The sequence below is a fragment of the Pseudomonas sp. Tun-23181 genome (genome assembly GCF_057415455.1).
Genome location: NZ_CM171630.1, coordinates 5,114,120 through 5,140,563, shown reverse-complemented (window position 1 = coordinate 5,140,563; position 26,444 = coordinate 5,114,120). Strand labels below are relative to the sequence as shown.

Sequence of the window (26,444 nt, the reverse complement as noted above, 5' to 3'; positions counted from 1 at the left end):
ACCCTGCCATGGAGACGCCCATGTCCTCACCTTCAGACGCGCCATTGATCGCCACCCGCTGGGTGGAAACCGGCCTTGCGCTGTTCACTGCCGCACTGGGCGGCATCGTCATGCAGGGCAGCCTGGATATCGGTATCGGCTGGGGCGATGCCGGCCCAGAAGCCGGCTACTTCCCCTTCTACATCGGCCTGCTGCTGAGCGCCGCCAGTATCGGCAACCTGCTCCTGGCGCTGCTGCGCCGACAGGCGATGGCGGCGTTCGTCGGGCGCCAGGCATTCGCCCGGGTGCTGTCGGTGTTCCTGCCCATTGCCGTGTACGTGGCGGCCATGCCATTCACGGGCATCTACCTGGCCTCGGTGCTGTTCATCGCCTGGTTCATGTGGCGCAGCCGCCAGGATGGCCAGGGCCATGGCAAGTTGGCCATCGCCATGATCTCCTGCGGTGCGGCACTGGCCAGCTACCTGATCTTCGCGGTCTGGTTCAAGGTGCCGCTGGACGCCGGCGTGCTGGGCGACCTGGCCACCTTCCTGGGAGGGCTGCGGCCATGAGTGAATTCGACTCGCTGATGCAGGGCATGAGCCTGATCTTCACCGCCCACCACCTGGGCCTGATGGTGGTCGGCGTGCTGCTGGGCATCCTGGTCGGCGTGCTGCCAGGGCTGGGCGCGCCGAACGGCGTGGCCCTGCTGCTGCCGCTGACCTTCACCATGTCGCCGGTGTCGGCGATCATCCTGCTGTCGTGCATGTACTGGGGGGCGTTGTTCGGTGGCTCGATCACCTCGATCCTGTTCAACATCCCCGGCGAGCCGTCCTCGGTGGCCACGACCTTCGACGGCTACCCGATGGCCCGCAACGGCCAGGCCGGCGAAGCGCTGACCGCCGCGTTCACCTCGGCACTGCTCGGGGCTCTGGTCGGCGTGCTGCTGCTCACCTTCCTCTCCACCCACATCGCCCGCTTCGCCATGGCGTTCAGCTCGCCGGAGTTCTTCGCCGTCTACCTGCTGGCGTTCTGTACCTTCATCGGCCTGAGCAAGAACCCACCGCTGAAAACCGTGGTGGCGATGATGATCGGCTTCGCCATGGCCGCCGTGGGCATGGACACCGTGTCCGGCGAACTGCGCCTGACCTTCGACCAGCCATGGCTACTGTCGGGCCTGAGCTTCGAGGTGGCGGTGATCGGCCTGTTCGGCATCGGCGAGATCCTCTGCACCGTGGAGGAAGGCCTGGTGTTCCGGGGAGAGCGTGCCCGTATCACGCCGATGGTGATCCTGCGCACCTGGGCCAAGCTGCCGCGCTACTGGCTGACCTGGCTGCGCAGTGCCCTGGTCGGTTGCTGGATGGGGGTCACGCCTGGCGGCCCGACCGCCGCGTCGTTCATGAGCTACAGCCTGGCCCGGCGCTTCTCGAAGAACCGCGACAGGTTCGGCAAGGGCGAGGTGGAAGGCGTGATCGCACCGGAGACCGCCGACCACAGCGCGGGCACCAGCGCCCTGCTGCCGATGCTGACCCTCGGCATCCCCGGTTCGGCGACCGCCGCGGTGATGCTCGGCGGGCTGATGATCTGGGGCCTGCACCCAGGGCCGACGCTGTTCGTCGAACAGCACGACTTCGTCTGGGGGCTGATCGCCAGCATGTACCTGGGCAACGTCGTGAGCCTGATCGTGGTGCTGGCCACGGTGCCGCTGTTCGCCTCGATCCTGCGCATTCCGTTCTCGGTCATCGCGCCGATCATCATCATGGTCTGCGCCATTGGTGCCTACTCGGTGCACAACTCGATGACCGATGTCGGGCTGATGCTGCTGTTCGGCGCGCTGGGCTATGTGTTCAAGAAACTGGGCTACCCCATCGCCCCGCTGGTGCTGGCCGCGGTACTGGGGGACAAGGCCGAGGATGCGTTCCGCCAGTCGATGCTGTTCTCCGACGGGCAGTTGTCGATCTTCTGGTCCAACCCGCTGGTGGGCAGCCTGACCAGTGCGGCCCTGGTGATGCTGTGCTGGCCGCTGCTTGCCAGGTTGGCGACAGCGCTGCGTTCGGCGCTGGGGCAGAAACGGCAGCGGCGCACGGCTTGAACCTCCTGGGCAGGGGCTGCTTTGCAGCCCCCCTCGCGCAATCCGCTGGCGAGCGCTGCCATTTCTTGTCACTCTTGACCGCCCCTCGACCATGAGCCAGACCATGTCCCGCATCCCCGACGCCAGTATCATCCATAGCCGCCTGCGTCTGCGTCAGCTGCGCCTGATGCTGGCCCTGGAGGAGCTGGGCTCGCTGCGGCGTGCCGCCGAGGAGATCGGCATGACCCAGCCGGCGGCGACCAAGATGCTTCATGAAGCCGAGGACCTGCTCGGCGTCGAGCTGTTCGAGCGCCTGCCACGCGGCATGCGCGCCACGCCGTTCGGCGAGACGCTGATCTACTACGCGCGGATGATCTTCGCCGAGCTGTCGGGCATGCGCGAGGAAATGGTCGCCCTGGAGTCCGGCAACCTCGGCCGGGTCACGGTCGGCGCCATTCCTGCCCTGGCCTCTGGCCTGCTGACCCGTACCATCGCCACCCTCAAGCGAAGCCACCCGCGCCTGTCGATGAGCATCCAGGTGGATACCAGCGACGTGCTGGTGCAGGCCCTGCAACAAGACCAACTCGACGTAGTGCTGGGGCGCATCCCCAGCAACGCGCGTACCGACGACCTGCAGTTCGACAGCCTCGGCGAAGAGGACCTGTGCGTGATCACCGGCGCGCAGCACCCGCTGGCCAAGGCCAGGAAACTGGACTGGACCGAACTGCAGGAAATGACCTGGGTGCTGCAGCAACATCCCAGCCCCATGCGCGCCATCGTCAACCAGGCCTTCCACAATGCCCGCATCGACCTGCCCAGCAGCATCGTCGAGACCACCTCGATCATGACCTTGCTGTCGCTGCTGCAGCAGACCGACATGATCGGCATCACCCCGCGCTCGGTGGTCGAGGACTATCCGGGACGGCACCTGCTGGCGGTCCTGCCCATCCAACTGGAGCCCCAGTTGCCGCCCTACGGCCTGATCACCCGGCGCAACCGGGTACATTCCTCGGCGATGCAGACCTTCATGATGGCCGTGCGCGCCGAGCAAGCCAGGCAGGGCTCGAAATAGGCTCAGGGGTTCTCCACATCGTGCCCCAGCGACTGCAGGAACAACGAGAACAGCTCCGGCTGCGAGGAGATGTCGAGCTTGGCGTAGAGGTGCCGGCGATGAACCTTGACGGTTTCCGGTGAGATCGCCAGGCGCTCGGCCATGGCCTTGGAGGAATAGCCGCGCAGGATCAGCCGGGCGATCTCCAGCTCGCGCTCGGACAACACCCCCGCCCCGAAGTGGCTGAGCGCATCACGCACCTGGGCGGCCACCGGCTCGCCGGCCGGCAACAAGCGCTGGCTGCGCAATGGCCAGTGCTGCTGCATCAGCGCCAGCACCCAGGGACAGAGCATCGCCAGCAGGCCACACTGCCCGACGTCGAACGGCTGGCGCATGCCCAATGACAACGACAGCGCCCCCTGGCCGGGTAGCTGGAGGATGAACTGCACCTCGTCCTCCAGCACGTTGGCATGGAAGTAGTTGAGGTAGTACTCGCTCTGCTGGAACTGGTCCGGCGCCACTTCGTCGAGGCGGTACAGGCCGCTGGGCAGGCCGTCCTGGCAGGCCTGGTAGAAAGGATCGAGCTGGTACAGGCCGCTGAGGTACAAGGGCATGGCTGCCGGGCCATCCTGGGGGGCGGCGTCGTACTCCTCCAGCACCACGGGCGTCCCGCGGGCGGGGTAGAAGGCGGCCAGGGCATTGTCGAACGGCAGCCAGCAGCGCAGCAGCAGGACCAGCTGCTTCCAGAAGCGTGGCTGGCCGATCTGTTCGATGGTGCGGCCAAGGCTGGCGTGAACGCCGACTTCGTGAAACAGGCTGTGCATCCGTCGGTTCCCCTGAAAAGGTGATGGGATTTCCCTCCTTTCCCACCCTCGCGTCAAGGGGCGTACCCCCAAAGGGTGATTGGCCGCCTCCCCCGCCAAGCCTAGATTGCCGCCCATGCAGCGCTGCGCCGAGAGGGCGCCATCCGCTTCTTCGTCACTGCCTCAACCACCAATAACAATTCGAGGAGAACGACATGCACGACCGTGCGCTCAAACCCAGCCTGGGCATGCTCGATGTGGTCGCCATCACGGTATCGGCGGTCACACCGGCCAGTTCCGTGTTCGTCATCGCACCTTTCGCCATCGCCCAGGCCGGCAGCGGTGCCTTCCTGGCCTTCGTCCTGGCCGCCCTGCTGGCGCTGATGTTCGCCTGGTGCTACGCCGAGCTCGGCCGTGCGCACAGTTCGGCTGGCGGCGAATACGTCTATGCCAAGCGAGTGTTCGGCGGCATGGCCGGCTATGCCACCTTCCTCACCGTGCTGGTGTCCTTGCTGTTCATCCCGCCGGTGCTGGCCACAGGCGCGGCCACCTACCTCAACAGCGCCCTGGGCACGCAGTTCGACACCCCGTCCGTGGCCTTGGCCATCGTCGTCGCCAGCTACGGCCTGGGTATCCTCAACATCCGCGTCAACGCCTGGGTCACCGGGGTCTTCCTGCTCTGCGAGGTCGTCGCCCTGCTGGTGATCGTGGTGCTTGGCCTGGGCAACGTCAGCCAGCCGCTGAGCGTACTGGCCCAGCCCCTGCACCTGGACCACGGCCTGCTCGCGGCAGCGCCCTGGGCGCTGGTGTTCGCCGCGGTGGGCACCGCACTGTTCTCCTACAACGGCTTCGGCGGCGCCGTGCTGCTGGCCGAGGACATGAAGGACGGTGGGCAGGGCATCCACCGCGCCGTGCTCTGGTCGCTGGCGCTGGTGGTGGCGATCGAGCTGATACCGATCGGCGCGCTGTTGCTTGGCGCCCCGTCTTTGCAGGACATGCTGGCCAGCCCCGACCCGATCGGCTACCTGCTCACCGCCCATGGCAACGAAACCCTCTCGCGGCTGGTCAGTGCCGGGATCTTCCTCTCGGTGTTCAACGCCATCATCGCCATCGTCATCCAGTCTGGCCGGGTGATCTTCAGCAGCGGCCGCGACCAGTTGTGGACGCCAGCCCTGAACCGCCTGTTCACGCGCATCCACCCACGCTGGGAATCGCCGTGGCTGGCCACCTTGTTCCTCGCCGTGCCGTCGGCAGCCCTGAGCTTGAGCTCCAACCTGGAGGAACTGACCTCCTTCACCGTCCTGCTACTGGTCATGGTCTACCTGGCGGTGGCCCTGTGCGGCCTGTTCAGCCGGGTACTGCGCAGCGACCGCGAACACCCGTACCGCATGCCGCTGTGGCCACTGCCGGCGCTGCTGGCGACGCTCGGTTCCGGCTACCTGCTGCTCAATTGCCTGCTCGGGGCTTCGGTACGCGACACCCTGATCATCCTCGGCATACTGGCTGCCTCGGTGCTCCTCTATGGCACCTACGGCAAGCTCAGCCCAGCCTTCCAGAAACTCTGAAACGAAGGAGTCCCTATGCGCGCTCGTCAACTCGGCATCACCCTGGGCTTGGGTAGCCCCGGAGCATTCAACGCCATCACCGATGTCCCTGGGGTCCGCGTCGGCCACAGCACCCTGGTCGCCGACGGCGACGGCAAGCAGGTGCGCACCGGCGTGACGGTGATCCAGCCCCGCCCCGGCGCGGCCCGCCTGGCGCCGTGCTTCGCCGGTGTCCACGTGCTCAACGGCAATGGCGATGCCACGGGGCTGGAATGGATCCGCGAGGCAGGCCTTTTGACCACGCCCATCGCCATCACCAACACCCACAGCGTCGGCGTGGTGCGTGACGCCCTGATCGCCGCCGAGCGCGATGCCCTGGCCGATCCGTCGGTGTACTGGTGCATGCCGGTGGTGCTGGAGACCTTCGACGGCCTGCTCAACGATATCTGGGGCCAGCATGTCAGCCCGGCCCAGGTGAACGAAGCGCTGGCCCGCGCCGAGTCCGGCCCGGTCGCCGAAGGCGCTGTCGGTGGCGGAACCGGTATGATCTGCCACGAATTCAAGGGCGGTATCGGCACCGCTTCGCGCAAGCTGCCGCAAGACCAGGGCGGCTGGACCGTGGGCGCGCTGGTGCAGGCCAACCATGGCCAGCGCCGCGAGCTGCGCATCGACGGCTATCCGGTCGGCCGGGTATTGGACGGCATTCCCTCGCCCTTCGACGACCGTGGCGAGCCGGGCATGGGGTCGATCGTGGTGATCATCGCCACCGACGCACCGTTGCTGCCGCACCAGTGCCAGCGCCTGGCCCAACGGGCGTCCATCGGCATCGCCCGTACCGGCGGTGGTACCGAGGATGCCAGCGGTGACCTGTTCGTCGCCTTCTCCTGCGCCGACCAGCAACTGCCAGCGGCCGCCTACGGGCGCAAGGGCGTGCCCTTGAGCATGCCGGTGCAGATGCTCAACAACGACCACATCACACCGTTGTTCATGGCGGCGGCCGAGGCGGTGGAGGAAGCGATCGTCAATGCCCTGCTGACGGGGGGTGACATGCACACCGCCGACGGTGTGCTGGTGCCGGGGCTGGGTGGCGAGCGCTTGCTGGAGGCACTGCGGCAGGTAGGTTGGCAGGGGTAGATAGCGGGGGCCGCTGTGCGGCCCAATCGCGGGCAAGCCCGCTCCCACAGGGCCCTGCAAAGCCACATCATTGGCAAGTGCAGGAGCCCCAGCCAGCAGCTCGCCTCAGATCCTGAAACTCCCCACCAACTGCTTCAACCGCCCGGCCTGCTGGCTCAGGGCATCGCAGTGACGCAGGGTCTCGTTGAGGTTCTCCACCCCCTGCTGGTTGAGGGTGTTGATCTGGGTGATGTCCAGGTTCAGGCTCTCGACCACCGCGCTCTGCTCCTCGGTGGCGGTGGCCACCGACTGGTTCATGCCGTCGATCTCGCCGATGCGCTGGGTGACGCTGGACAGCCGTTCGCCGGCCTGGTTGGCCACCTGCACGGTCTGTTCGCTGGACACCTGGCTTTCGTTCATGGTGTGCACCGCCTCGCGTGAGCCGACCTGCAGGCCGGTGATCATGCGGTGGATCTCCTCGGCCGAGGCCTGGGTGCGGTGGGCCAGGTTGCGCACCTCGTCGGCGACCACCGCGAAGCCACGCCCGGCCTCGCCGGCGCGGGCGGCCTCGATGGCGGCGTTGAGCGCCAGCAGGTTGGTCTGCTGGGAGATGCCCTTGATCACGTCGAGGATCTTGCCGATCTCGTCGGTGCTGGCGTTGAGCGCCTCGATCTGCCCGCAGGACTCGCTGATCTTCAGCGACAGGGCGGTCATGGCGTCGATGGCTGCATCGACCACCTGGCGGCCGTCGTTGGCCTGCTCGCTGGCACCGCTGGCGTGCTGCGAGGCGTCGGCGGCGTTGCGGGCGATCTCCTGGGTGGCCGCGCCCAACTGGTTGATCGCCGCGGCGACGCTGTTGGTGCGCAGGCTCTGCTCCTCGGAGCCGATGATCGAGGCGTTGGAGGCGCTGACCACCTTCTCCGACAGGTCGTGCACCAGGCGTGTGGCCGAGGACACCTCGGTGATCGAGGCATGGATGCGCTCGACGAAGCGGTTGAACGAGCTGGCGAGCTCGCCGAACTCGTCCTGCTGCTGCACCGCCAGGCGGCGGGTCAGGTCGCCCTCGCCCTCGGCGATGTCGCGCATGGCGCGGCCCATGGTGGTCAGCGGGCGCATCAGCACGGGGATCAGCAGGCCCAGCAGGCCGGCGATGGCGGCCACGGCGATGAGCATGGCGATGATCGCCGAGGTACGGAACTGGCCGAGGGCGGCGTAGGCCTTGTCCTTGTCGATGGACAGGCCGATGTACCACTGCGCCGAGGGCAGGCCGGCGACCGGGGCGAAGGAGATGATCCGCGCCTGGCCGTCGAGGGTCACGTCCTGCATGCCCGGCTCGACGCGCAAGGTGCTACCGGGGTAGATGTCCTTGAGGTTCTTCATCACCTGGGCCTTGTCGGGGCTGACGATCACCTGGCCGTCGCGGTCGGCCAGGAAGGCATGGCCGATGCCGCCGAAGTCCACGGCGTTGATGATGTCCACCAGGGTGTCCAGGCTCAGGTCGCCGCCAGCCACGCCCAGCAGCTCGCCGCTGGCCTTGCTGCGCACCGGCGTCACGATGCTCATCATCAGGCCACCGACCGTGCCTTGGTAAGGTGGCGTCAGCACCGTGTGCCCCGCGCTCGCGGCGGCGCCGTACCAAGGGCGCTGGCGCGGGTCGAAGCCATCGGGCAGCTCGACGAACGGTCGCTGGGTGAACACCCCATCGGCCTGGCCGAGATAGGTGAACAGGAAGTTACGGGTATAGGAAGGCTGGTCGACCAACCCCGCCACATTGGCGTCGGTGCCCTGCAGGGCGATGTCCTGGGCCAGGTTCTCCAGCACCAGGATGCGCCCGCTCATCCAGTTCTCCACGCTGCTGGCGGTCAAGGCGCCAGCCTGTTGCACGGACGCCTCGATGTTCTGGCCGATGGTGTTGCGCTGCAGGTAGTCGTTGTAGAGGGTGAACAAGGCGAATGCCAGGACCACGACGGCGCAAGCGCTGAGCAGGATCTTGTGGCGGAATTTCAGGTTCATGTTTCAAGACCTTGGATTATTTTTTTGAATATCGCACGCGCATGATTCGATGGCGGCCTGTCACCCCTTGCTATCGGCCGTTGCCTGAACAATTTGATGGCGTTCGGTATTTTCCCAGGTCGTGAACGGAAACATCAGCGCGGTGAACAGCAGGCCGCGATCCTGTGACGACTCGTCACACCTGCTGTGAAATGCCATGGCCTAATCCACGCCTCGCCCAGCCCTTAAGGTAGTGCGCCAAGGCCGCCTCGCCGGTGGCCACTGACAACAATAAGCGTCCAACCGAGGTGCAAGCCGATGCGTGATGGTCAAGATAAGGTCAATGACAAGCTGGGGAACGGCTTGAAAGGCAGGCAGGTCACGATGATCTCGATTGGCGGCGTGATAGGCGCAGGCCTTTTCGTGGGGTCGAGCAACGCCATCGCGGCCGCCGGACCTGCGGTATTGGTGTCCTATGTGATCGCCGCGATGATCGTGGTGCTGGTGATGCAGATGCTCGGAGAGATGGCCACGGCCAGGCCGGACACCGGCTCGTTCTCCTCCTATGCCGACCAGGCCATCGGGCGCTGGGCCGGTTTTTCCATTGGCTGGCTGTACTGGTGGTTCTACGTGCTGGTCATCGCCATCGAAGCCATCGTGGCCGGCAACATCCTCGGCGACTGGCTGGGCCTTCCCCACTGGATCACGGCCTTTGCCATCACCTTCGTGCTGATCGTCTGCAACAGCCTCAGCGTGGGCTCGTTCGGCACGCTCGAGTACTGGTTGTCGCTGTTCAAGGTGGTGTCGATCGTCAGCTTCATCGTTCTGGGCGTACTGGCCATCTTCGACCTGGTGCCAGGTTCGTCCACCCATGGCATCGCCAACCTGTATGCCAACGGCGGCTTCGCCCCCAATGGCAACGTGGCGATAGTCGCTGCGCTGCTGACCGCCATGTTCAGCTTCCAGGGCAGCGAGGTGGTCACCATCGCCGCAGCCGAATCGAAGGACCCCAAGGCCAACATCAAGAAGGCGATTCGCGCAGTGGTGTGGCGCCTGGGCCTGTTCTACCTCGGCTCCATGTTCGTGGTCGTGTGCCTGGTCCCCTGGAATGCGCCAGGCCTGGCGCAGGGCTCCTACCAGGCGGTGCTCACTGCCATGAACATCCCCTGGGCACCTGCCATCATGAGCATCGTCGTCCTGGTGGCGGTGACCAGCTGCCTGAATTCGGCGATCTACACCGCCTCGCGCATGGCCTATTCGCTGGCCAAGCGGGGCGATGCGCCAAGGGCGGTGTCGCGTACCACGCCCAAGGGTGTGCCCCTGTTGGCGGTCGCGCTGACATCGCTGGCCGCGCTGGTCGCCCTGGCGGCCAACTACCTGTTGCCCAAGCAAGTGTTCCAGTTCCTGCTGGCCACCAGCGGAGCCCTGGCCCTGCTGATGTACCTGGTGATCGCCGTGACCCAGTTGTACATGCGTCGCAAGCTCGTGGCCCTGGGCAAGCGCCTGGAAGTGCGGATGTGGCTGTTCCCCTACCTGACCGTGCTGACCATCGCCTTCATCCTCGGGGTCTTCGCGATCATGGCAGCCTTCCCGGGGCAGCGCGCGGAGCTGTTTTCCACGCTCGGCCTGACCGCCGTGCTGGTGGGCATCGGCGCCTACCTGCAGAAGTCCCAGCCAGAGCTTTCGGCCCGGCGCAGTGCCATGGCACCGCTCGACGAGCACGCGCAGCGGCGGGCCCTGGCCTGAGTCTCCGCGCGGCGACTGCCAGCCCGCTGTGACCGAGCGTCATGGCGGGTGTGCCGACGAGGTCCTTTTTCCCCCTCTATCGCAACCTTAACCTGCATGAAGCCCCGGCCGACCGTATGGCCGGGGCCCCAGAGAACCAACCGTGGAAGCCTTCATGAACGTAGCCCGCAAACCCGACGAACTGGCGATTCCCTATCAACTGCCCCAGGTGCCTTTCATGTCGCCCGACATGGTGCACCCCGGCGTGCTTGGCAAATGGCTCGACGACGACCAACTGTGGGTCCCGGTGACCGCGTCGGTGTCCTTCAAGCCCCTGCTGCTGAGCGTCTCTGGCGGCTACTACATCAACCTGCTGCGCGTGCGCCAGAGCGGTGTTCTGTCCCGCCACCGCCATACCGGTGGGGTCCATGCGCTGGTGCTCAAGGGGCGCTGGTACTACCTGGAGCATGACTGGATCGCCGAGGAAGGCTCGTTCGCCTTCGAGCCGCCGGGAGAGACCCACACCCTCTTCGTGCCGGAAGATGTGGAGGAGATGATCACCTGGTTCCATGTGCAAGGGGGCTACACCTACGTCGATCCCCAAGGTGTGGCAGTGGGGTACGAGGACGTCTTCACCAAACTGGAAGCCGCTCGTGCACACTACACGTCGTTGGGCCTGCCCGACGACTACATCGAACAGTTCATCCGCTGAGCAGGCTGCTGCCGGGGCTGCCGTGCAGCCCCGACGACATCACGCCCAGCTCGACCACCACAGCACTGCCCGTCTGCTGATCGGCCACGGGAGACAGGAACATGGACAACTACTCACAATTGCTGGCATTCCTCTGGGCCACCGAGCACGGTAACTTCTCCGCGGCGGCACGGGCCCACGGGATGACCCCTTCGGCCATCAGCAAGCTGATCACCCGCCTGGAGAACCGCCTGCAGGTGCGCCTGTTCCAGCGTGGCACGCGCAGCCTGACGCTGACCGAGGAAGGCGCCGCCTACCTGGTCAGCGCCCGTGCGGTGAGCAATGCCATGGCCGAGGCGGACTCACTGGCCGAGGCGTTCCCGACCCGTGTCAGTGGCACGCTGCGCATCCATACCATGACCACCTTCGCCAAGCACCAGATCATCCCCTGGTTGCCGGAATTCCTCGCGGCCTACCCTGGCCTGGCCGTCGACATCCAGGTGGGTGCGCAGTTTCATGACCAGTTCGACCAAGGGCTGGACGTGGCCATCCACAGTGGCATCCTGCCCGATTCGACGCGCATCGCTCGAAAGATCGGCCAGAGCCGCTGGATCGTCTGCGCCTCGCCGGACTACCTGGCCCGCCATGGCGTACCCGAGCATCCACGGCAATTGCTCGATCACACCTGCTTCAACTTCGGCTTCGACAGCGTCTGGAACAACTGGAGTTTCCTCATCGATGGCGAGCCCACCACGGTGCCGGTGGTCCCCAAGGCCACGTTCGCCCAGGGCGACCTGCTGCGCGACCTGGCGCTCGGTGGCGCGGGCATCGTGCGCCTGGCGCAGTTCCATATCGGCCAGGACCTCCACGACGGGCGCCTGGTCCCGCTGCTGGAGCCCTACAGTAGCGACAGCAGCGAGCCGATCTACATGATCTACACCAACCGCAAGCACCTGAGCCCGAGGATCCGCGTGTTCCGCGACTTCCTCGAGCACAAGCTCGCCCACAACCCCTGGGACACACGCCGACAGTGAGCGTGGCCGAACCACACAGGCTTCGAGCCGATCCCGCCATCGGCTCTTCATCGAACGACAGAACAGAGGTCCCCATGCGTAACCTGGTTGGCGATGTTTCCAGCGCCGCTCGCATCCTGCCCGAACTCAACGGGCAAACCCTCTTCATCCGCAAGGGCAAGGGCGCCTACCTGTGGGATGACCAAGGCCGTCGCTACATCGACACCGCGCTCGGCTTCGGCGCCGTGTTGCTCGGGCATGCCAACGACCAGGTCACTGCCCAGGTCGCGGCGGCCCTGGCCGACTCGCCCTCGCCGTCGTGGGCGCATGTCCGCGAGCATGCCGCCGCCACTGCGCTCGCTGCGCACACCGGCGCGCTGAGCAAGGTCATCTTCACCAACTCCGGCAGCGAGGCGGTGCACCTGGCCTGCCGCGCCGCCCGCGCCTTCACCGGTCGCGGCAGGATCGCCAAGATGGCGGCCGGCTTCGATGGCTGGTTCGACGACGTCAGCTTCGGTAACGTCAGTTCGCGCGAAGCCGGCTTCGCCGACGGCCAGCGCCCCGCCACGTCACGTACCACGCTGCTGCGCTTCAACGACTTCGACGACGTGGAACGCCTGTTCGCCGAAGACCCCGACATCGCCGCGGTGATCCTCGAACCCATGCTCGCCAACGCCGGCTGCATCATGCCTGCCCCTGGCTACCTGGCGCACGTACAGGACGTGGCCCACCGCCACGGCGCCCTGGTCATCAGCGACGAAGTCCTGATGGGGTTTCGCCTGCACGCGGGGCTGGCGGCCTTGCACGCAGGCCTGGACCCGGACATCGCCAGTGTCGGCAAGGCCATCGGCAACGGCGTACCGGTCTCTGCCATCGTCGGCAAGCCACATATCCTGGCGGGCTTCGAGGAGGGGCGCGTGCTGCGTGGCGGCACCTTCAGCGGCAACCCGATGGCGTGCGCGGCGGTGATGAGCACACTGGCGCAACTGGACGATGCCGACTATCCGCGCCTGCTCGAGCGTGGCGAAGGGCTGCGCCTTGCCGTGGAAGAGATCTTCGCCGCCCAGGGCATGGCCGTGAGCACCAGTGGCTACGGCAACGTGTTCGGTATCTGGCCTTCGCGTCAGGCGCCGGCAACCTACGCGCAGGCACTGGAGGTCGGCGACGCCGGGTTCAGCAAGGCTTTGCACCTGGCCCTGCGGGAAGCGGGCCTGCTGATGATGCCGTCGCAATATGGGCGGATCTACCTGTCATTCGATCACAGCGACGAGGTGGTGGACGACATGAAGGCTTGCTTCGAGGCCGCCGCCGCCAGCCTTGCCCCACGCTTCGCCCACGCAGGGTGAGACTTTGAGCTGTCGTTTGGGGCGCTTCGCGCCCCTTTCCGACCGGTCCGGCGCCCCGGACAGTCATTGGGCCGCCACCCACGTCGCCATGACGCGCAACGACACAAGCAACGTCGCGATCTGACAAGTACATGTCGCAGGCGACCGTCTCGCCAAAGCCCCCTGATCGAATAATTCTCCCATCGGCTGAACCTTGCGCCAGAGGCCAGCCCCGCGACACCCGCGAGTATGCAGCCTCGCTTCACAATTCCAACGCTGCGGCGCCCCTTAGCACCGGACAACCGGTAGCACCCCATAACGATAAATTCTCCAAACCCGAAAACCCCGCGCGCATCGCCCTTGGGAAGTGCCTGCGTGCGCTTGTGAAGACCATTCGACTGCCATGATCGCAACCTCCGTTTCCACCGCCGGGACCTCGACCGGCCATCGCAACGCCCTGCTCGCCGCGCACATCGCCGCTGTGCTGTTCGGCCTGACCGGTATCCTCGGCGCACTGATCCAGGCCGATGCCAGCCTCATCACCTTCGGCCGGGCGACCTTCGCCTTCATCGCCCTGGGCTTCGTCGCCGGGCTCAAGGGCACGCGTCTGCTCGATGCGCTGAGCTGGCGCAACCTGCCGGTCATCGGCCTGACCGGCACCCTGCTCGCCGCCCACTGGGTGACTTTCTTCATCGCCATCAAGGTCGGCGGCGTGGCGGTGGCGACCCTGGGCTTCGCCAGCTTCCCGGCGTTCATCGCGCTGATCGACCTGCTGGTGTTCCGCGAGCGGACCGGCGCCACCGAGAGCCTGCTGCTGTTGCTGGTGACGGCGGGGCTGGTGCTGGTGGTGCCGTCCTTCGACCTGCTCGACCAAGGCACCATGGGCCTGCTCTGGGGGCTGGCCTCGGGCCTGGCGTTCGCCCTGCTGGCGGTCGCCAACCGCCGCCGCCCCAGCGGCATGGACGCGATGCAGGTGGCGTTCTGGCAGAACGTGGTGGTGGCGGCGCTGGTGGCACCGTTCGCCTTCAGCCACCTGGCCGGCACCAGCCTGCACGGCAACGACTGGGTCAATCTGGCGCTGCTGGGCGTGTTCTGCACCGGGCTGTCGCAGTTCCTCTTCGTCAAGAGCCTGGACGGCCTGCAGGCCCGCACCGCCGGCATGGTCATTGCGCTGGAGCCGGTGTATGCGATCGCCTGCGCCTGGTGGCTGTTCGGCGAACAGCCGTCGCTGCGGATGGCCGCCGGGGCGGCCCTGATCGTGCTGGCCACCCTCATGACGGCGTGGCGCAAGGCCGCAGCCCACTGAGGCGGCGACCACACTTGACAAAGATCAAGCGGCGCCCTGGGCAGGGCGCTAAAACAGCAGGGTGCATTCTCCTTTCCCGAACCTGCTGGAGGCTCCCATGGACCCTGCCCATCCCCATGCTGCACCCGCTGACCTGGCATTTCCCGAGACCGCTGGCGAACACTGGGTCCAAGCCCTGAACAACGGCAGCCATGTGCTCATCCGGCCGCTGCGCGCCGCGGATCGGGAGCGCGAGAAAGCGTTCATCCAGCGGCTGTCGCCGCAGTCGCGGCACTTTCGCTTCCTGTGCCAGATCAAGGAGCCCGGCGAGGCCATGCTTGACCAACTGATGAGCATCGACCACGACCGGCAGATGGCCTACGTGGCCTTGGCCCATGTCGACGGCGAGCTGCAGGAAGTGGGCATCAGCCGCTACGCGGCTGCGGCCGAGACCGGGCAGTGCGAATGCGCGGTAACGGTGCTCGATGCCTGGCAGAACCTTGGATTGGGATCGCTGCTGCTCGGCCACCTGATCGATGCCGCCCAGGCCCATGGCTTCACGCAGATGTACTCGATCGACGCGGCCGCGAACGTGGCGATGCGCGACCTGGCACAGGCCCATGGCTTCACCACCTCGCGGGACCCGGACGACCCCAGCCAGGTCGTTCACCGTCTGGCCTTGGTCTGAGCTGCCTGCAGGTGGGTCATCTGGGGCTGCGAAGCGGCCCCAGCATTTGCCAAGCCCAACGGTGTAATTAGTGCTCCTCCCCCTGCCCCACCGGCACCGTCTGCAAGTGCTCCGGCACACACACCGACCAACCGAGCTCGAGGCTGATGCGCCGGCGCAAGGTATCGGCGGCGTGGGGCTCGCCATGCACCACGTAGGTCTGCCGGGGCGCGGTACGCAAACCCCGCAGCCACTGGATGATTTCGTCGGCATCGGCATGGGCGGAAAGATTCTCCATGGCGAACACCTGTGCGTTGATGGGAACGTCCATGCCATGCATGCGCACGCTCCTCGCCCCGGCGACGATGTCCGCCCCACGCGTGCCACCGGCCTGGAAGCCTGAGAACAGCAGGCTGTTGCGAGGGTTGGGCGCCAACGCCTTGAGGTGGTGCAGCACCCGCCCACCGGTCGCCATGCCACTGGCGGCGATGATCACCGCAGGCCCGCGCAACTGGTCCAGTTGGCGGGACTCGTCGACCGAGCGAACGATGCGCGTGCTCCGGTACATCGCCGCACACTCCTCGGCCGACAAACGGTGCTCGCTGTGAAAGCGCAGGTACAGCGCCGTGGCGTCGGTGGCCATGGGGCTATTGAGATAGACCGGGATATCGGGGATCAGCCCGTCCTTCTTCAGCTTGTAGAGGTAGTACATCAACAACTGGGCGCGCCCGACGGCGAACGAAGGCACCAGGGTGATGCCCTGGCGCAGCGAGGTCTGGTTGATGACATCCGCGATGTACTGCTCGGTCGAGCCGGCGGGGTGCTGGCGATCGCCATAGGTGGACTCCACCAGCAGGATGTCGGCCGCCTCGATGGGCTCGGGCGCATACATGACCGGGTCTTCCGGCCGCCCCAGGTCGCCGGAGAACACCAGCGTCTGGCCATCGACACTGAGCTCCACGCTGGCAGCGCCCAGGATGTGCCCGGCCGAACGCAGGTAGACGTGCACGCCAGGGGCGATCTGCACCCGCTGGTGCAACTCCAGCGGCCGTAACAGTTTCAAGGCACGCTGGGCGTCCTCTTCGGTATAGAGGGCACGGGCGGGATGATGCTTGGAATAGCCCCGCCGGTTGGCATAGTCGGCTTCCTCCTCCTGCAGCCGTCCGCTGTCGAGCAGCAGTATCCTGGCCAGCTCGCAGGTGGCGGGGGTGGCGTAGACCGGCCCGCGATAGCCTTCCCGGGCTAGCACGGGCAGGTAGCCGCTGTGGTCCAGGTGGGCATGGGTCAGCAGCACCGCGTCGAGTGAATGCAGCGGCATCGGCAAGGGTTGCCAGTTGCGCAGCCGCAGCTGCTTGTAGCCCTGGAACAAGCCGCAGTCGACGAGGATACGGGTGGCACCGCGTTCGAGCAGGAACTTGCTGCCGGTCACCGTGCCGGTGGCACCGAGGAAGGTAAGCTGCATGGCATCGACCTCTGGGATCAGTCAGGCGTGGGTTGACCGCCAGGGCGCTACAGGCCATCGGACATGCCCGCCAAAGCGGCTCGTCCACGGATTATCGAAGCGCCGCCGCCTGCCGGCTTGATCCAGGTCAGAAAGGCTCGCGCCGCACCGGAAACTTGATGCAGGTCAGGTCGCCCGGGGCCAGGCGTTCTACAACAACCTTGTTGCCGGCTGGGATCGAGCGCTTGGGAGCAGGGTATGAACAGCAAGCATGACGATGACGACCTGGCCTGCCCACATTGGGTCGAGGCCCTGGATGACGGAACACCGGTGTTGATCCGCCCCCTGCGCGAGGAGGACCGGGAGCGGGGGCGGCGTTTCCTCGGGGCGATGGCCCACGACGTGCGCCACTTCCGCCGCCTGGCAGGGTTCGATGGCCGCGCGCCGTCGATGATCGACCGGCTGATGGACGTGGACCCTCACGGGTGCAGGGTGTTCGTCGCCCTGGTGCATGACACAGGCCAATTGTGCCAGATCGGCTTGAGCCGCTACGCGGCGATCCCCGGCAGCCAGGACTGCACCTGCGCGGTGGCGGTGAGCGAGCCCTGGCGGCGCAAGGGGCTGGGCAGGCTGCTGATGCGGCACCTGATCGATGCCGCCCGGAGCGATGGCTTGCACGGCATGGTGTCGCGCGACCTGGCGGGCAACTACGGGATGCACCGGCTTGCCAAGGCGCTTGGCTTTTCTGCCCGTTACCTGGACGGGGATGTCTCTGAGATCATCCATGAACTCGCACTGCGCGAGTGAGTGTCGATGCGGGACGGGCGTCAATGCCGGTCAGTCACGCGGCATGGGGCTGCCTTGCAGCCCATCGCCGGCAAGCCGGCTCCCACAAGGTACGAGTCGTACCCTAGATGATGCGGTTTGTAGGGACTCTGTGGGAGCCGGCTTGCCGGCGATGGGGCGCGAAGCGGCCCCTGTCGCTCACACCACCGCCTGCTCCGGCGTGATCACCAGCACGCTGGTCGGCAACTTGTACAGCATCCGTTCGACCGTGCTGCCGATATACCTGGCGACGCCGCGATGGTGGGTCCGCCCCATCACCACCACATCGATATCGTGATGCCCGACGAACAACGTCAGTACCTTGGCCGGGTCGCCCATGATCATGTGGCAGCGCTCGGGAGGAATGCCATTGCGTTCGGCCAACTGATTGAACTCGTCACCCTGCGCCGCGTGCAAGGTCTCGGCGGCGTTGGCGTCGAACAGGAACGAACGCCGGGCAAGGGTCTCGGCCTCCTGGTACATGGTGCCCAGATCGTAGACGTAGAGAAGCTCCATCTGCGCATTGCATTGCAAGGCCAGCTTCAAGGCTTCGCTGATGATGCGGTCATTGAACCCTTCGTACTGGTCTTGCGGCCGCGACAGGTCCACAGCCGCCAGCACCCTGCGCGGGAGGGCATGCCGGGTGGCACAGACGAAGTGCAGCGGCACCCGGCACTCGCGCAGCAGCCGGACATCGAGCGTGGTGAACAGCGCCCGCTGCAGGCGCGACGCCTGCTCGATATCCTTGATGAGCATGGCGAACGGATACTCGCGCAGGTGGGCGAGGATTTCATCGAGCACATCCTGCACCCAGACGACCTCGGTGGTCACCGTGAGCCCGTTGCGGCGCAGCGGCACGGCCTGGGTCTCGAGCCATTGGCGGTGTCGCTCCAGGTAGCCCTGGCGCATCGCCGCCAGGGCCTGCTCATCCACCAGCCCGGCCGTGGCCAGCCCTTCGAGGTAGTCGAACGCCACGATGTGCAGGGCCATGCCCTTGGCCTTGGCCAGGGCCGCGGCCCGTTCGTGGGCGGGGGTATGCTGCATCAGCGGGGAGGCGATGAGCAGCAGTCGTTGTTGGTCGGCCATGGCGCACCTCATGCTCGGGAGTCGTGCTTCGATGCTGCGCCTCCGCCCTGCTGCCCGCTTGACCTGTATCAAGATCGCATCGGCACCTAGCGGGCCGACATACGGTCGCGCGCGACCGGCCAATCCCGAGCGAAACATTGACACCGGTCAATGGATGCCCAGGGTTTTGGCGCACGCTAGGTGAACATTTCGAATGCCGATCACGGATCAGGAGGCGTTGCCATGGCTCGCATGAAAGCTGCGATCTTCGTCGACAAGAACAGAATCGTGCTGGACGAGAAACCCATTCCCGACGTGGGCCCCCTCGATGCGCTGGTGCGGATCACCACCACCACGATCTGCGGCACCGACGTGCATATCCTGCGTGGCGAGTACCCCGTGGCCAAGGGCTTGACCGTCGGCCACGAACCGGTCGGGGTCATCGAGAAACTGGGCGCCCAGGTCCAGGGCTTCAGCGAAGGCCAGCGGGTCATCGCCGGGGCGATCACCCCCAGCGGCCACAGCAACGCCTGCCTGTGCGGCTGCGCCTCCCAGGATGGGCCGGGCACCCGGCATGGCTTCAAGGCCACCGGGGGCTGGAAGTTCGGCAACATCATCGACGGTTGCCAGGCCGAGTACGTGCTGGTGCCCGACGCCATGGTCAACCTCTCGCCCATTCCCGACGGGCTTTCCGACGAGCAGGTGCTGATGTGTCCGGACATCATGTCCACAGGCTTTTCCGGCGCCGAACGCGGTGGCGTGAAGATCGGTGACGCGGTCGTCGTGTTCGCCCTCGGCCCCATCGGCCTGTGCGCGGTCGCCGGGGCACGCCTGATGGGCGCCACGACCATCATCGGCATCGACTCGATCGCGCCACGCATGGCCGTGGCACGCCAGCTCGGCGCGACCCATGTGGTCGACTTCAAGCAGGGCGACGTGGTGGAACAGATCATGGCCCTCACCGACGGCCGTGGGGTCGACGTGGCGATCGAGGCCCTGGGCACCCAGGCGACCTTCGAGTCGGCCCTGCGCGTACTACGTCCAGGGGGCACGCTGTCGAGCCTCGGGGTCTACGCCAGCGACCTGCGCATTCCGCTGGACGGTTTCGCCGCCGGGCTCGGCGACTACAGCATCGTCACCACCCTCTGCCCGGGCGGCAAGGAGCGCATGCGCCGCCTGATGCAAGTGGTCGCCAGCGGCCACGTCGACCTGTCGCCGCTGGTGACGCACCGCTTCAAACTCGACGATATCGAGGCGGCCTATGAACTGTTCGCCCATCAGCGCGATGGGGTCATGAAGGTGGCGATCACGCCCTGAATCCTCCTGCCACGCTGGGCATGGACGCTGTCACGCTTCATCGAATGTGCATGTACAGGTACGTCTGAACCTCACAGGCCTTGGCCTGGCGCAACCACGCGGAGGATGGCCGATGAACGTCTATATCGAGAAGCACCCACGACAGGGCCGTTGGTGGGTGCACATGGACCTGTGGCGCGTGGCCTTCAACAGCCACGAGGAGGCTCGCCAGTTCGTGGAACGCTTGAACAGCCGCCTCAACGCCCCGCATTCCCTGGCGATGATCGCTCCTTGCCCGGTCCCCCCGGATCACCTGCCCCGCCCAAGTGCCCGCGCGCACCCGACGGAGGCCTGACATGTACGAGCGGATCAACGCCAGGCTCATCGAACAACCGCCCCAGGATGCCGCGGCCCCGCCGATCCACCTGCACCCGCTCGCCTCTGTCTGCAAGGGCTGCAGGGTCGGCTCGCTGTGCCTGCCCACCGGCCTGCCCGAGCAGGACAATGGCCGCTTCAGCGCGCTGATCGGCCAGCGCATCAGGGTCAGGAAAGGTTGCGGCCTGTACCACGCCAACGACCCGTTGCAGTACCTCTACGCGATACGCTTCGGCAGCTTCAAGACCAGCCTCACCAATGCCGAGGGGCAGGGCCTGGTCATCAACTTCTGGATGCCGGGCGATGTGATGGGGCTGGATGCGATCAGCACCAACCGCCATGTCTGCGATGCCATCGCCCTGGAAGACAGCGAGGTCTGCCCCATCCCCTACCAGCGCCTGGAAGCGTTGGCCCGTGAGTTCCCCTTCCTGCAACAAAGCCTGAACCGCCTGCTCAGCCGGGAAATCGTCCGCGAGCACGAGCGCGTGCTGATGATCTGCAACCTCACGGCCGAGGAACGCCTGGCGAGCTTTTTGGTGGGGCTGTCCAGGCGCTTCGTCAACCGGGGCTATTCGGCCCACGGTTTCGTCCTGCGCATGTCGCGGGAAGACATCGCCTCCTACCTGGGGCTGCGCCTGGAAACCGTCTGCCGGGGCATCGCGCACCTGCGGCAACTGGAAATCGTGCGCCTGCGTGGGCGCGTCGTGGAGATCCTCGACCTGCCGGCGCTGATGGCGTTGGAACATGGCTACGGCAAGTCACGGTCACGCTCGGCGTGCGCCCGGCCCGCTGAGGACTGAGTGAAAAAAAGACGACAGGTTCGCCCCCATGCCAGTCAGTGACGCTTAACTGACTGGCATGGGGGCGAACGTTCAGTTTTGCCCGATCACCTGGGGCGAACGCTTCAGCACGCGCCGCTTGAAATCGGTCACCAGCATCAGGAACAACAGGCAGAAGCCGATATAGCCATTGAGCACGTACACCACGTTGATCAACGCATCGAAGGGTACGTTCAAGCCCACGGCGGTGCCGACCACGCAGAGCACGCACAGCAGCCCACGGTGCCGGGCACTGAACTCATCCGGCGCGAAACGCTTCACCGGCGCCCACAGCAGCGAAGCCGCTGTGGTGTAGATGGCCGCGAAGATGACCAGCGTCACCAGGCCAGACAGACTGGGGCTCAGCTTTTCAACCAGGATCAGCGAAGGAATTTGCGCACTGGCCACATCCTCCAGGTGCGCCGCCAGGCCGAGCATCATGGCCAGGACCGCCAGGGAGAACAGCACCATGCCCAGGACGGCGCCGCCACCGGCCTCGGCGCGATTGTTGCTGGTGCTGCCCAGGTTGGTCATGAAGGCCGCCAGCCACATCATGCAGAAGCCGACATAGGACAGGCACGCCGTGAACCAGCTGCTGCCGGCCTGCAGGACGGTCTTGTCCTCCACCAGGGGCTTGAGCGTGGCCGGGTACTGCTCCAGGCCTTCAGGTGCCATGAGCACACCCGCCACGCCGATGACGATCGCCAGCACCGAGAGCAGCGGGCCGATGGAGCCCACCACGCTGATCAGGCGGTTGAAGCCGAAGAACAGCGTCACCAGGGTCAGCCCGCCCATGAGGACGCCGCCATACCAGTTGGGCCAGCCGAACTGCTGGTTCAGGGCCGCCCCCGCGCCAGCGATCATGACCCAGAACGACATGTACAGGAACAACACCGAGAAGTAGTCGAAGAACGTCCCGATAGGCTTGCCGCAGTAATACCTGAAGATGTCTTTGGGTGCGGAAAACTGTTGCTCGTAACCCGCCATGACAAAACTCAGTGCCACGTAGGTGAATAGCAGGAACATGAGCGCGATACTGGCCAGGCCGGCATATTCGTAGGCCACGAAGTACTGCATGATTTCCTGGCCTGTGGCGAAGCCGGAGCCGATCAGCAGGGCGATACAGGCGCCACCGATGACGAACATTCGGGAAATGCGGGCGGGGGAATGTTGCTTATCCATTTTGACTACGTCCTCGTGCTTCTTTTTCTTATTGCTAGAAGTCGCTGTATTCCAGGCGCAGCAGGGCAGCGCGCAGCGCCCGAAGAACACTGGGTATGAAAGGCTTTTTTCGACAGTTGTAACGTGATCGAGCGGGTGGAAGGGCTGGGAGTGGTGGTTCTTCTCTTTGTTATCCAGCGTGGATTCGACAAGCAATGTACGTGCTGGTTTTGCCCACCGAACCTTCCGCTAACGCCGTTTGCGTGTCTGTTCGCGACACTTGGGAAGCGTGTACCAGAACAGGGGTGGCCAGTGGACGAGCAAGGTCGAGAATACCCTACCGTGCTCGGCCTACCGGCTCTGCCACGACAACCAAGTGCATACCCGCAATATCACACGCGTGCCGTTGATCTGCCCTCGGCGAACTGGTGGATACCGGTCACTGGGCCGCTGCGCGCCCCTTTCGCGCCACAAGGCCGCTCCCCCTTCTGTCATTCATCACTGTGCTTATGAGGGATCACCCTGCCCTTCGGACTGAGCTGTCGCGCAGAGAACATACGGTTGAGGCAGGCCCCTGTAGGAGCGAGCTTGCTCGCGAACAAGGGCGCAGCCCTTGCCGTACACCGGTGGAGTCAGGGCCGTCCTTCAGAACTGCCTGGCGATTGCCGCCACGATGATGCCTGCGGCAATCGCCGGCAGCGGTTTTCTCAGCGACAGCATGACGACCGCGGTCGCCAGCAAGGCCAGACGCGCGCCCATGTCGCCCGTCACCGCCAGCGGGGCGATGACCGCCACCAATACCGAACCCGACATGGCATTGATGAACTGCTGCACGCGGTAGTTGATCGGCACGAACGACATCACGAAAACGCCACCCCAGCGCGTGGCCAGGGTCACCACCGCCATGACCAGGATAATGACGAACGTGCCGAGGCCTGTGCTTTCGATACTCATTGCTTCTTCTCCATCCAGAGTGCTCCCAGCACACCACCGGCCAATGCCCCGACCACCACATGACTGTTTTCAGGCAGGTACGCGTACGCCAGGAGCGATGAGCACGCCGCAAGGCTCCAGATAACCAGCATGCGCAGGTTCTTTTGCCCACCGATCACCATTGCCAGCAGGAAGCATCCCATCACCATGTCGAGCCCCAGGCTGACCGGGTCCTGGATCGCGCTACCGAAGTACAGGCCCAGCCAACTGCCCAGCGCCCAGGCCGACCACAACGCGATGCCCCCACCCAACAAGAGCCCCAGGCCAGGCTTGCCGCGGTTGAAGGCCTGCATCGACATCGCCCAGTTGGCATCGGACACCACCAGCATCACCCCGTAGCGCCTGGCCCGGGGCAGGTCCTTCAACCAGGGATACAGGGTCGCGCCCATCAGCAGGTGCCGGGCGTTGATCGCGAACACCGTGATGACCAGCGGGACGATCGGTACATGCGTTCCCCACATATCGAGAACAGCGAACTGCGCCGCGCCGGCAAACACCAACGCACTCATCAGTAGTGTCGATACATCGTCCAGCCCAGTCTGGGCCGCAGCCAGGCCGAAGGCGACACCGAAGACAACGACGAACAGGGAAATGGGCAGAAGCTGCTTGAAGCCACCCCATACCTCGCCCGCGTCCAACCGCACGGGTCTATTTTCCACACTCAACGCAAACCTCTCCTCTTTTCTGTATGGGTGCTCAGGCATTGGGGCATATTTTGCTGGGCAGCCTTGATTCAGAAAAGCGAATAAGTGTTCGGCAGGCCAGGGGACACCCCCACTGGCCTGCTGTGATAGCGCTAATGCGCTATCGATCACCGCCCCTCGAACACCGGGCACGACGCCTTCTCGATGGCCGCTATCGCGTCGGCCTCAGTCATCACTCCCGACTCGGCCATGATCGCCAGCAGCGAGCGACCTTCGTTCACCGACTGGCGCGCCAGCTTGCTGACCTGGGCATAACCCAGGCGCGGCACCAGGGCAGTGGCCACGGCCATGGAGTCGGTGAGATGCGCCAGATTGCGTGCCTCATCCGCCTGGATACCAGCCACGCACTTGTCGCGGAAACGTTCGATGCCTTGAGTCAGCAAGGTGATGCTGTCGAACACCCGCGAGGCCACCACAGGCTCGAAGTGATTGATCTCAAGCTCGCCATACTGCACGGCCTGGGCCACGGCGACGTCGTTGCCGATCACTGCGAAACTCAGCTGGATCATCGCCATCGGCAGCACTGGGTTGACCTTGCCGGGCATGATCGACGAACCGGCCTGGGCTTCCGGCAGCTTCAGCTCGCCCAGGCCACCTACCGGGCCGGAAGACAATTTGGTCAGGTCAGCGGCGATCTTCGCCAGCGACGCCGAGCAGGTGCGCAACTCGCCGGAGACACGGGCGAACACGTCCATGTTCTGCATGGCATCGAACGGGTTGGCCGGGGCCAGGTACTCCACCTGGGTGATGCGTGCCAGGTGCTGGTACACCGCCGCACGGTAGTCGGCCGGGGCACCGAAGCCGGTACCGATGGCAGTGCCGCCCAGCGGCAGGGTACGCAGCTTGCCGCGCACGGCCACCAGCTCATCGGCCAGGCGGCGGGTCAGCGAGGCGTAGCCGGAGAACAGCTGGCCCAGGCGCATGGGCTGGGCATCCTGCAGGCAGGTGCGGCCCAGATGGAGGATGTCGGCGAACTGCACGGCCTTGGCCTCGAATACGGCCGCCAGCAATTTCACCTGCTCGATCAACCCACCGAGCATGGCATGGGTGGCGATCTTCAGTGCCGCCGGATACACATCGTTGGTCGACTGGGAGATGTTGACGTGGTCGTTGGGGTGCACCACGTCATAGCTGCCGGCGGCATGGCCGAGCAACTGCTGGGCGCGATTGGCGATGACCTCGTTGAAATTCATATTGGTCGAGGTTCCGCCCGAGCCCTCCATCAGGTCGACGATCAGCGAGTCGTCGCACTCACCAGCGATCAGCGACTGGCAGGCCTGCGCAATGGCCTCAGCCTGGGTGCCGCCGATCACACCGCAGTCGAGGTTAGCCAGGGCCGCGGCCCACTTGCACTGGGCGAAGGCATCGCGCAACGCCGGATAATGGGCGACGGTCAGCGGCGAGACGGTCAGGTTGTCGAACCCGCGTACGGAGTTCACGCCGTAGAGCTTGCTTGCCGGAATCTGCACATCGCCCACATAGTCCTGTTCGACGCGCACGTCGACACGGTCAAAAGTACTCACAGGTAGTTCCCTCATCGAATTTCACTAAAGCCTCGACCCCCTTGCCCAGCGCCTCGAGGCGCGGCAGGAAGGAGTCGAAGATGACGGTACGCGCCGACTCGCAGGCATCTGCGAAGAAGGCGCCGTATTCATTGCGTCTGGCCACCAGGTACAGCGAGCGCTCCAGGTTCAGCTCGGGTGCAAGGTGGGCGGTGACGTTATCCACCCAGGGCAAGGCCTGGAGAAAGCACATGGGGCTGGTCACCGCCCAACCGATACCCTCGGCGACCATGGCGGTCAGGGCGTCGGCGTTGTCCAGCTCCAGGCGGTTGGGTACGCGCACGTTGAGGCTGCGCAGGTGCCGCTCGATCTGCCGGCCCACCTGCGAGGTGCGGTTGAAACGCACCACCGGCAGCACATTGGCCAGCGCACGGACGTCCTCGATGCTGTGCAGCTGTTTGCCCAGGGTCTTGGGCGTGATCACGAAGTAGCGTTCGGTGAACAGGCGGTAGCGGATCACGTCGTTGGCATCCATCAGTGGGTCGCTGGTGACGATCAGGTCCAGGTCACGGCGCAGCAGCGATTCGCCCTGCTGCGGGCTCAAGCCCGTGCGCACCGACAACTGCGTCACCTGGCCGAGCATCTGCCGGGTGAACATCGAGCCGCAGGTGGCGGCGAAGGAGTCGACCAGGCCGATGCGCAGGTCGGGCTTTACCCCGCGCCCGGCATCCAGCACCTGGGCCTTGAGGTTGGACAGCTCCTCGCTGAGCAGCGCACCACGGTTGCGCAGGGCCAGGCCGAAGGGGGTCAGGGTCAATGGCCGCGTGGTGCGATCGACCAGCACGACCCCCAACTCGTCCTCCAACTGGCGGACCATTTGCGACACCCCGGACTGGGAGATCCCCATGCGGCTGGCCGCGCCCGACATGCTGCCCTCCTCGGCCACGGCGATGAACACCTGTACTGCGTGCATGTCGATCAGTCGATTGGCTGGCATGGGATCTTCCT

Annotated in this window: 25 protein-coding genes and 1 pseudogene; 15 read left to right on the top strand and 11 right to left on the bottom strand. The window is 65.6% G+C overall.

From position 1 onward, the window contains the following. Positions 1 to 20 precede the first annotated feature (20 nt). The 3 genes from ACDI39_RS24340 to ACDI39_RS24330 all read left to right on the top strand — a co-directional run bounded on the left by ACDI39_RS24340 (position 21) and on the right by ACDI39_RS24330 (position 3,119). A complete protein-coding gene (locus ACDI39_RS24340) occupies positions 21 to 548 on the top strand; it encodes a tripartite tricarboxylate transporter TctB family protein (protein ID WP_225790837.1) in 528 nt (175 codons plus the stop codon). Then, positions 545 to 2,068: a tripartite tricarboxylate transporter permease gene (locus tag ACDI39_RS24335; RefSeq protein WP_225790836.1), complete on the top strand. Its 1,524-nt coding sequence runs from the start codon at positions 545 to 547 to the stop codon at positions 2,066 to 2,068. The genes ACDI39_RS24340 and ACDI39_RS24335 overlap by 4 nt, the downstream gene beginning before the upstream one ends. A gap of 103 nt (positions 2,069 to 2,171) precedes the next feature. After that, positions 2,172 to 3,119 (top strand): LysR family transcriptional regulator, encoded by a 948-nt coding sequence (locus ACDI39_RS24330; protein WP_253081592.1) that lies wholly within the window; start codon positions 2,172 to 2,174, stop codon positions 3,117 to 3,119. A gap of 2 nt (positions 3,120 to 3,121) precedes the next feature. On the opposite strand, the gene ACDI39_RS24325 is transcribed toward ACDI39_RS24330, so the two are convergent. Then, positions 3,122 to 3,922, bottom strand: coding sequence for a helix-turn-helix transcriptional regulator (locus ACDI39_RS24325; RefSeq protein ID WP_253104189.1), 801 nt, complete (start codon positions 3,920 to 3,922; stop codon positions 3,122 to 3,124). Between the two features lie 194 nt (positions 3,923 to 4,116). On the opposite strand from ACDI39_RS24325, the gene ACDI39_RS24320 reads away from it, so the two are divergent. Continuing rightward, positions 4,117 to 5,466 (top strand): APC family permease, encoded by a 1,350-nt coding sequence (locus ACDI39_RS24320; protein ID WP_225790833.1) that lies wholly within the window; start codon positions 4,117 to 4,119, stop codon positions 5,464 to 5,466. A 15-nt stretch (positions 5,467 to 5,481) separates the two neighbouring features. Then, entirely contained in the window at positions 5,482 to 6,579 is a 1,098-nt protein-coding gene (locus ACDI39_RS24315; RefSeq protein ID WP_253081595.1) for a DmpA family aminopeptidase, read from the top strand. Positions 6,580 to 6,684: 105 nt separating this feature from the next. On the opposite strand, the gene ACDI39_RS24310 is transcribed toward ACDI39_RS24315, so the two are convergent. The 3 genes and pseudogenes from ACDI39_RS24310 to ACDI39_RS24300 form a co-directional block, all read right to left on the bottom strand. Then, positions 6,685 to 7,473 (bottom strand): methyl-accepting chemotaxis protein, encoded by a 789-nt coding sequence (locus tag ACDI39_RS24310; RefSeq protein WP_486538971.1) that lies wholly within the window; start codon positions 7,471 to 7,473, stop codon positions 6,685 to 6,687. 114 nt (positions 7,474 to 7,587) lie between these two features. After that, a pseudogene (locus ACDI39_RS24305) lies at positions 7,588 to 8,571 on the bottom strand (cache domain-containing protein); the annotation flags it as partial. 60 nt (positions 8,572 to 8,631) lie between these two features. Continuing rightward, on the bottom strand, positions 8,632 to 8,769 hold the full coding sequence (locus ACDI39_RS24300; RefSeq protein WP_225787454.1) for a hypothetical protein: 138 nt from the start codon (positions 8,767 to 8,769) through the stop codon (positions 8,632 to 8,634). 99 nt (positions 8,770 to 8,868) lie between these two features. On the opposite strand from ACDI39_RS24300, the gene ACDI39_RS24295 reads away from it, so the two are divergent. From ACDI39_RS24295 to ACDI39_RS24270, 6 genes are all read left to right on the top strand, one after another. Continuing rightward, a complete protein-coding gene (locus ACDI39_RS24295; protein ID WP_253102839.1) occupies positions 8,869 to 10,296 on the top strand; it encodes an amino acid permease in 1,428 nt (475 codons plus the stop codon). A gap of 154 nt (positions 10,297 to 10,450) precedes the next feature. Next, on the top strand, positions 10,451 to 10,987 hold the full coding sequence (locus ACDI39_RS24290) for a 2,4'-dihydroxyacetophenone dioxygenase family protein (protein ID WP_225787452.1): 537 nt from the start codon (positions 10,451 to 10,453) through the stop codon (positions 10,985 to 10,987). Positions 10,988 to 11,088: 101 nt separating this feature from the next. Continuing rightward, complete coding sequence (locus ACDI39_RS24285; RefSeq protein ID WP_225787451.1) at positions 11,089 to 12,000, top strand: LysR family transcriptional regulator; 912 nt, start codon at positions 11,089 to 11,091, stop codon at positions 11,998 to 12,000. A 74-nt stretch (positions 12,001 to 12,074) separates the two neighbouring features. Then, entirely contained in the window at positions 12,075 to 13,325 is a 1,251-nt protein-coding gene (locus tag ACDI39_RS24280) for an aspartate aminotransferase family protein (RefSeq protein ID WP_253102840.1), read from the top strand. 382 nt (positions 13,326 to 13,707) lie between these two features. After that, positions 13,708 to 14,610 carry a DMT family transporter gene (locus tag ACDI39_RS24275; protein WP_225787449.1) on the top strand — a complete coding sequence of 301 codons (903 nt, stop codon included), beginning with the start codon at positions 13,708 to 13,710 and terminating at the stop codon, positions 14,608 to 14,610. A gap of 97 nt (positions 14,611 to 14,707) precedes the next feature. Beyond that, positions 14,708 to 15,277, top strand: a complete 570-nt coding sequence (locus ACDI39_RS24270) for a GNAT family N-acetyltransferase (RefSeq protein ID WP_253080934.1) — start codon at positions 14,708 to 14,710, stop codon at positions 15,275 to 15,277. 67 nt (positions 15,278 to 15,344) lie between these two features. Here the strand turns inward: ACDI39_RS24270 and ACDI39_RS24265 are convergent, their stop codons facing one another. Beyond that, positions 15,345 to 16,718 carry an MBL fold metallo-hydrolase RNA specificity domain-containing protein gene (locus tag ACDI39_RS24265; RefSeq protein WP_225787447.1) on the bottom strand — a complete coding sequence of 458 codons (1,374 nt, stop codon included), beginning with the start codon at positions 16,716 to 16,718 and terminating at the stop codon, positions 15,345 to 15,347. Between the two features lie 237 nt (positions 16,719 to 16,955). Between ACDI39_RS24265 and ACDI39_RS24260 the strand changes: the two genes are divergently transcribed. Continuing rightward, complete coding sequence (locus ACDI39_RS24260; RefSeq protein ID WP_225787446.1) at positions 16,956 to 17,504, top strand: GNAT family N-acetyltransferase; 549 nt, start codon at positions 16,956 to 16,958, stop codon at positions 17,502 to 17,504. 177 nt (positions 17,505 to 17,681) lie between these two features. Here the strand turns inward: ACDI39_RS24260 and ACDI39_RS24255 are convergent, their stop codons facing one another. Beyond that, positions 17,682 to 18,608 (bottom strand): universal stress protein, encoded by a 927-nt coding sequence (locus tag ACDI39_RS24255; protein WP_253080935.1) that lies wholly within the window; start codon positions 18,606 to 18,608, stop codon positions 17,682 to 17,684. Positions 18,609 to 18,830: 222 nt separating this feature from the next. On the opposite strand from ACDI39_RS24255, the gene ACDI39_RS24250 reads away from it, so the two are divergent. The 3 genes from ACDI39_RS24250 to ACDI39_RS24240 all read left to right on the top strand — a co-directional run bounded on the left by ACDI39_RS24250 (position 18,831) and on the right by ACDI39_RS24240 (position 21,058). Then, entirely contained in the window at positions 18,831 to 19,904 is a 1,074-nt protein-coding gene (locus ACDI39_RS24250) for an NAD(P)-dependent alcohol dehydrogenase (RefSeq protein WP_225787444.1), read from the top strand. 112 nt (positions 19,905 to 20,016) lie between these two features. Continuing rightward, positions 20,017 to 20,238 carry an RNA-binding protein gene (locus ACDI39_RS24245; protein ID WP_225787443.1) on the top strand — a complete coding sequence of 74 codons (222 nt, stop codon included), beginning with the start codon at positions 20,017 to 20,019 and terminating at the stop codon, positions 20,236 to 20,238. A gap of 1 nt (position 20,239) precedes the next feature. Continuing rightward, positions 20,240 to 21,058 carry a helix-turn-helix domain-containing protein gene (locus ACDI39_RS24240; RefSeq protein ID WP_225787442.1) on the top strand — a complete coding sequence of 273 codons (819 nt, stop codon included), beginning with the start codon at positions 20,240 to 20,242 and terminating at the stop codon, positions 21,056 to 21,058. 72 nt (positions 21,059 to 21,130) lie between these two features. Here ACDI39_RS24240 and ACDI39_RS24235 read toward each other — a convergent pair whose 3' ends face one another. From ACDI39_RS24235 to ACDI39_RS24215, 5 genes are all read right to left on the bottom strand, one after another. Next, on the bottom strand, positions 21,131 to 22,258 hold the full coding sequence (locus ACDI39_RS24235; RefSeq protein ID WP_225787441.1) for a YkvI family membrane protein: 1,128 nt from the start codon (positions 22,256 to 22,258) through the stop codon (positions 21,131 to 21,133). A 624-nt stretch (positions 22,259 to 22,882) separates the two neighbouring features. Next, the gene (locus ACDI39_RS24230) at positions 22,883 to 23,191 is read right to left on the bottom strand and encodes an AzlD family protein (protein WP_225787440.1); all 309 of its coding nucleotides are present in this window, start codon (positions 23,189 to 23,191) and stop codon (positions 22,883 to 22,885) included. Beyond that, on the bottom strand, positions 23,188 to 23,895 hold the full coding sequence (locus ACDI39_RS24225) for an AzlC family ABC transporter permease (RefSeq protein WP_368816502.1): 708 nt from the start codon (positions 23,893 to 23,895) through the stop codon (positions 23,188 to 23,190). The genes ACDI39_RS24230 and ACDI39_RS24225 overlap by 4 nt, the downstream gene beginning before the upstream one ends. 146 nt (positions 23,896 to 24,041) lie before the next feature. Next, positions 24,042 to 25,457: an aspartate ammonia-lyase gene (locus ACDI39_RS24220; protein ID WP_486537133.1), complete on the bottom strand. Its 1,416-nt coding sequence runs from the start codon at positions 25,455 to 25,457 to the stop codon at positions 24,042 to 24,044. Further along, positions 25,444 to 26,433: a LysR family transcriptional regulator gene (locus ACDI39_RS24215; RefSeq protein WP_253090642.1), complete on the bottom strand. Its 990-nt coding sequence runs from the start codon at positions 26,431 to 26,433 to the stop codon at positions 25,444 to 25,446. The genes ACDI39_RS24220 and ACDI39_RS24215 overlap by 14 nt, the downstream gene beginning before the upstream one ends. Between the last annotated feature and the right edge of the window lie 11 nt (positions 26,434 to 26,444).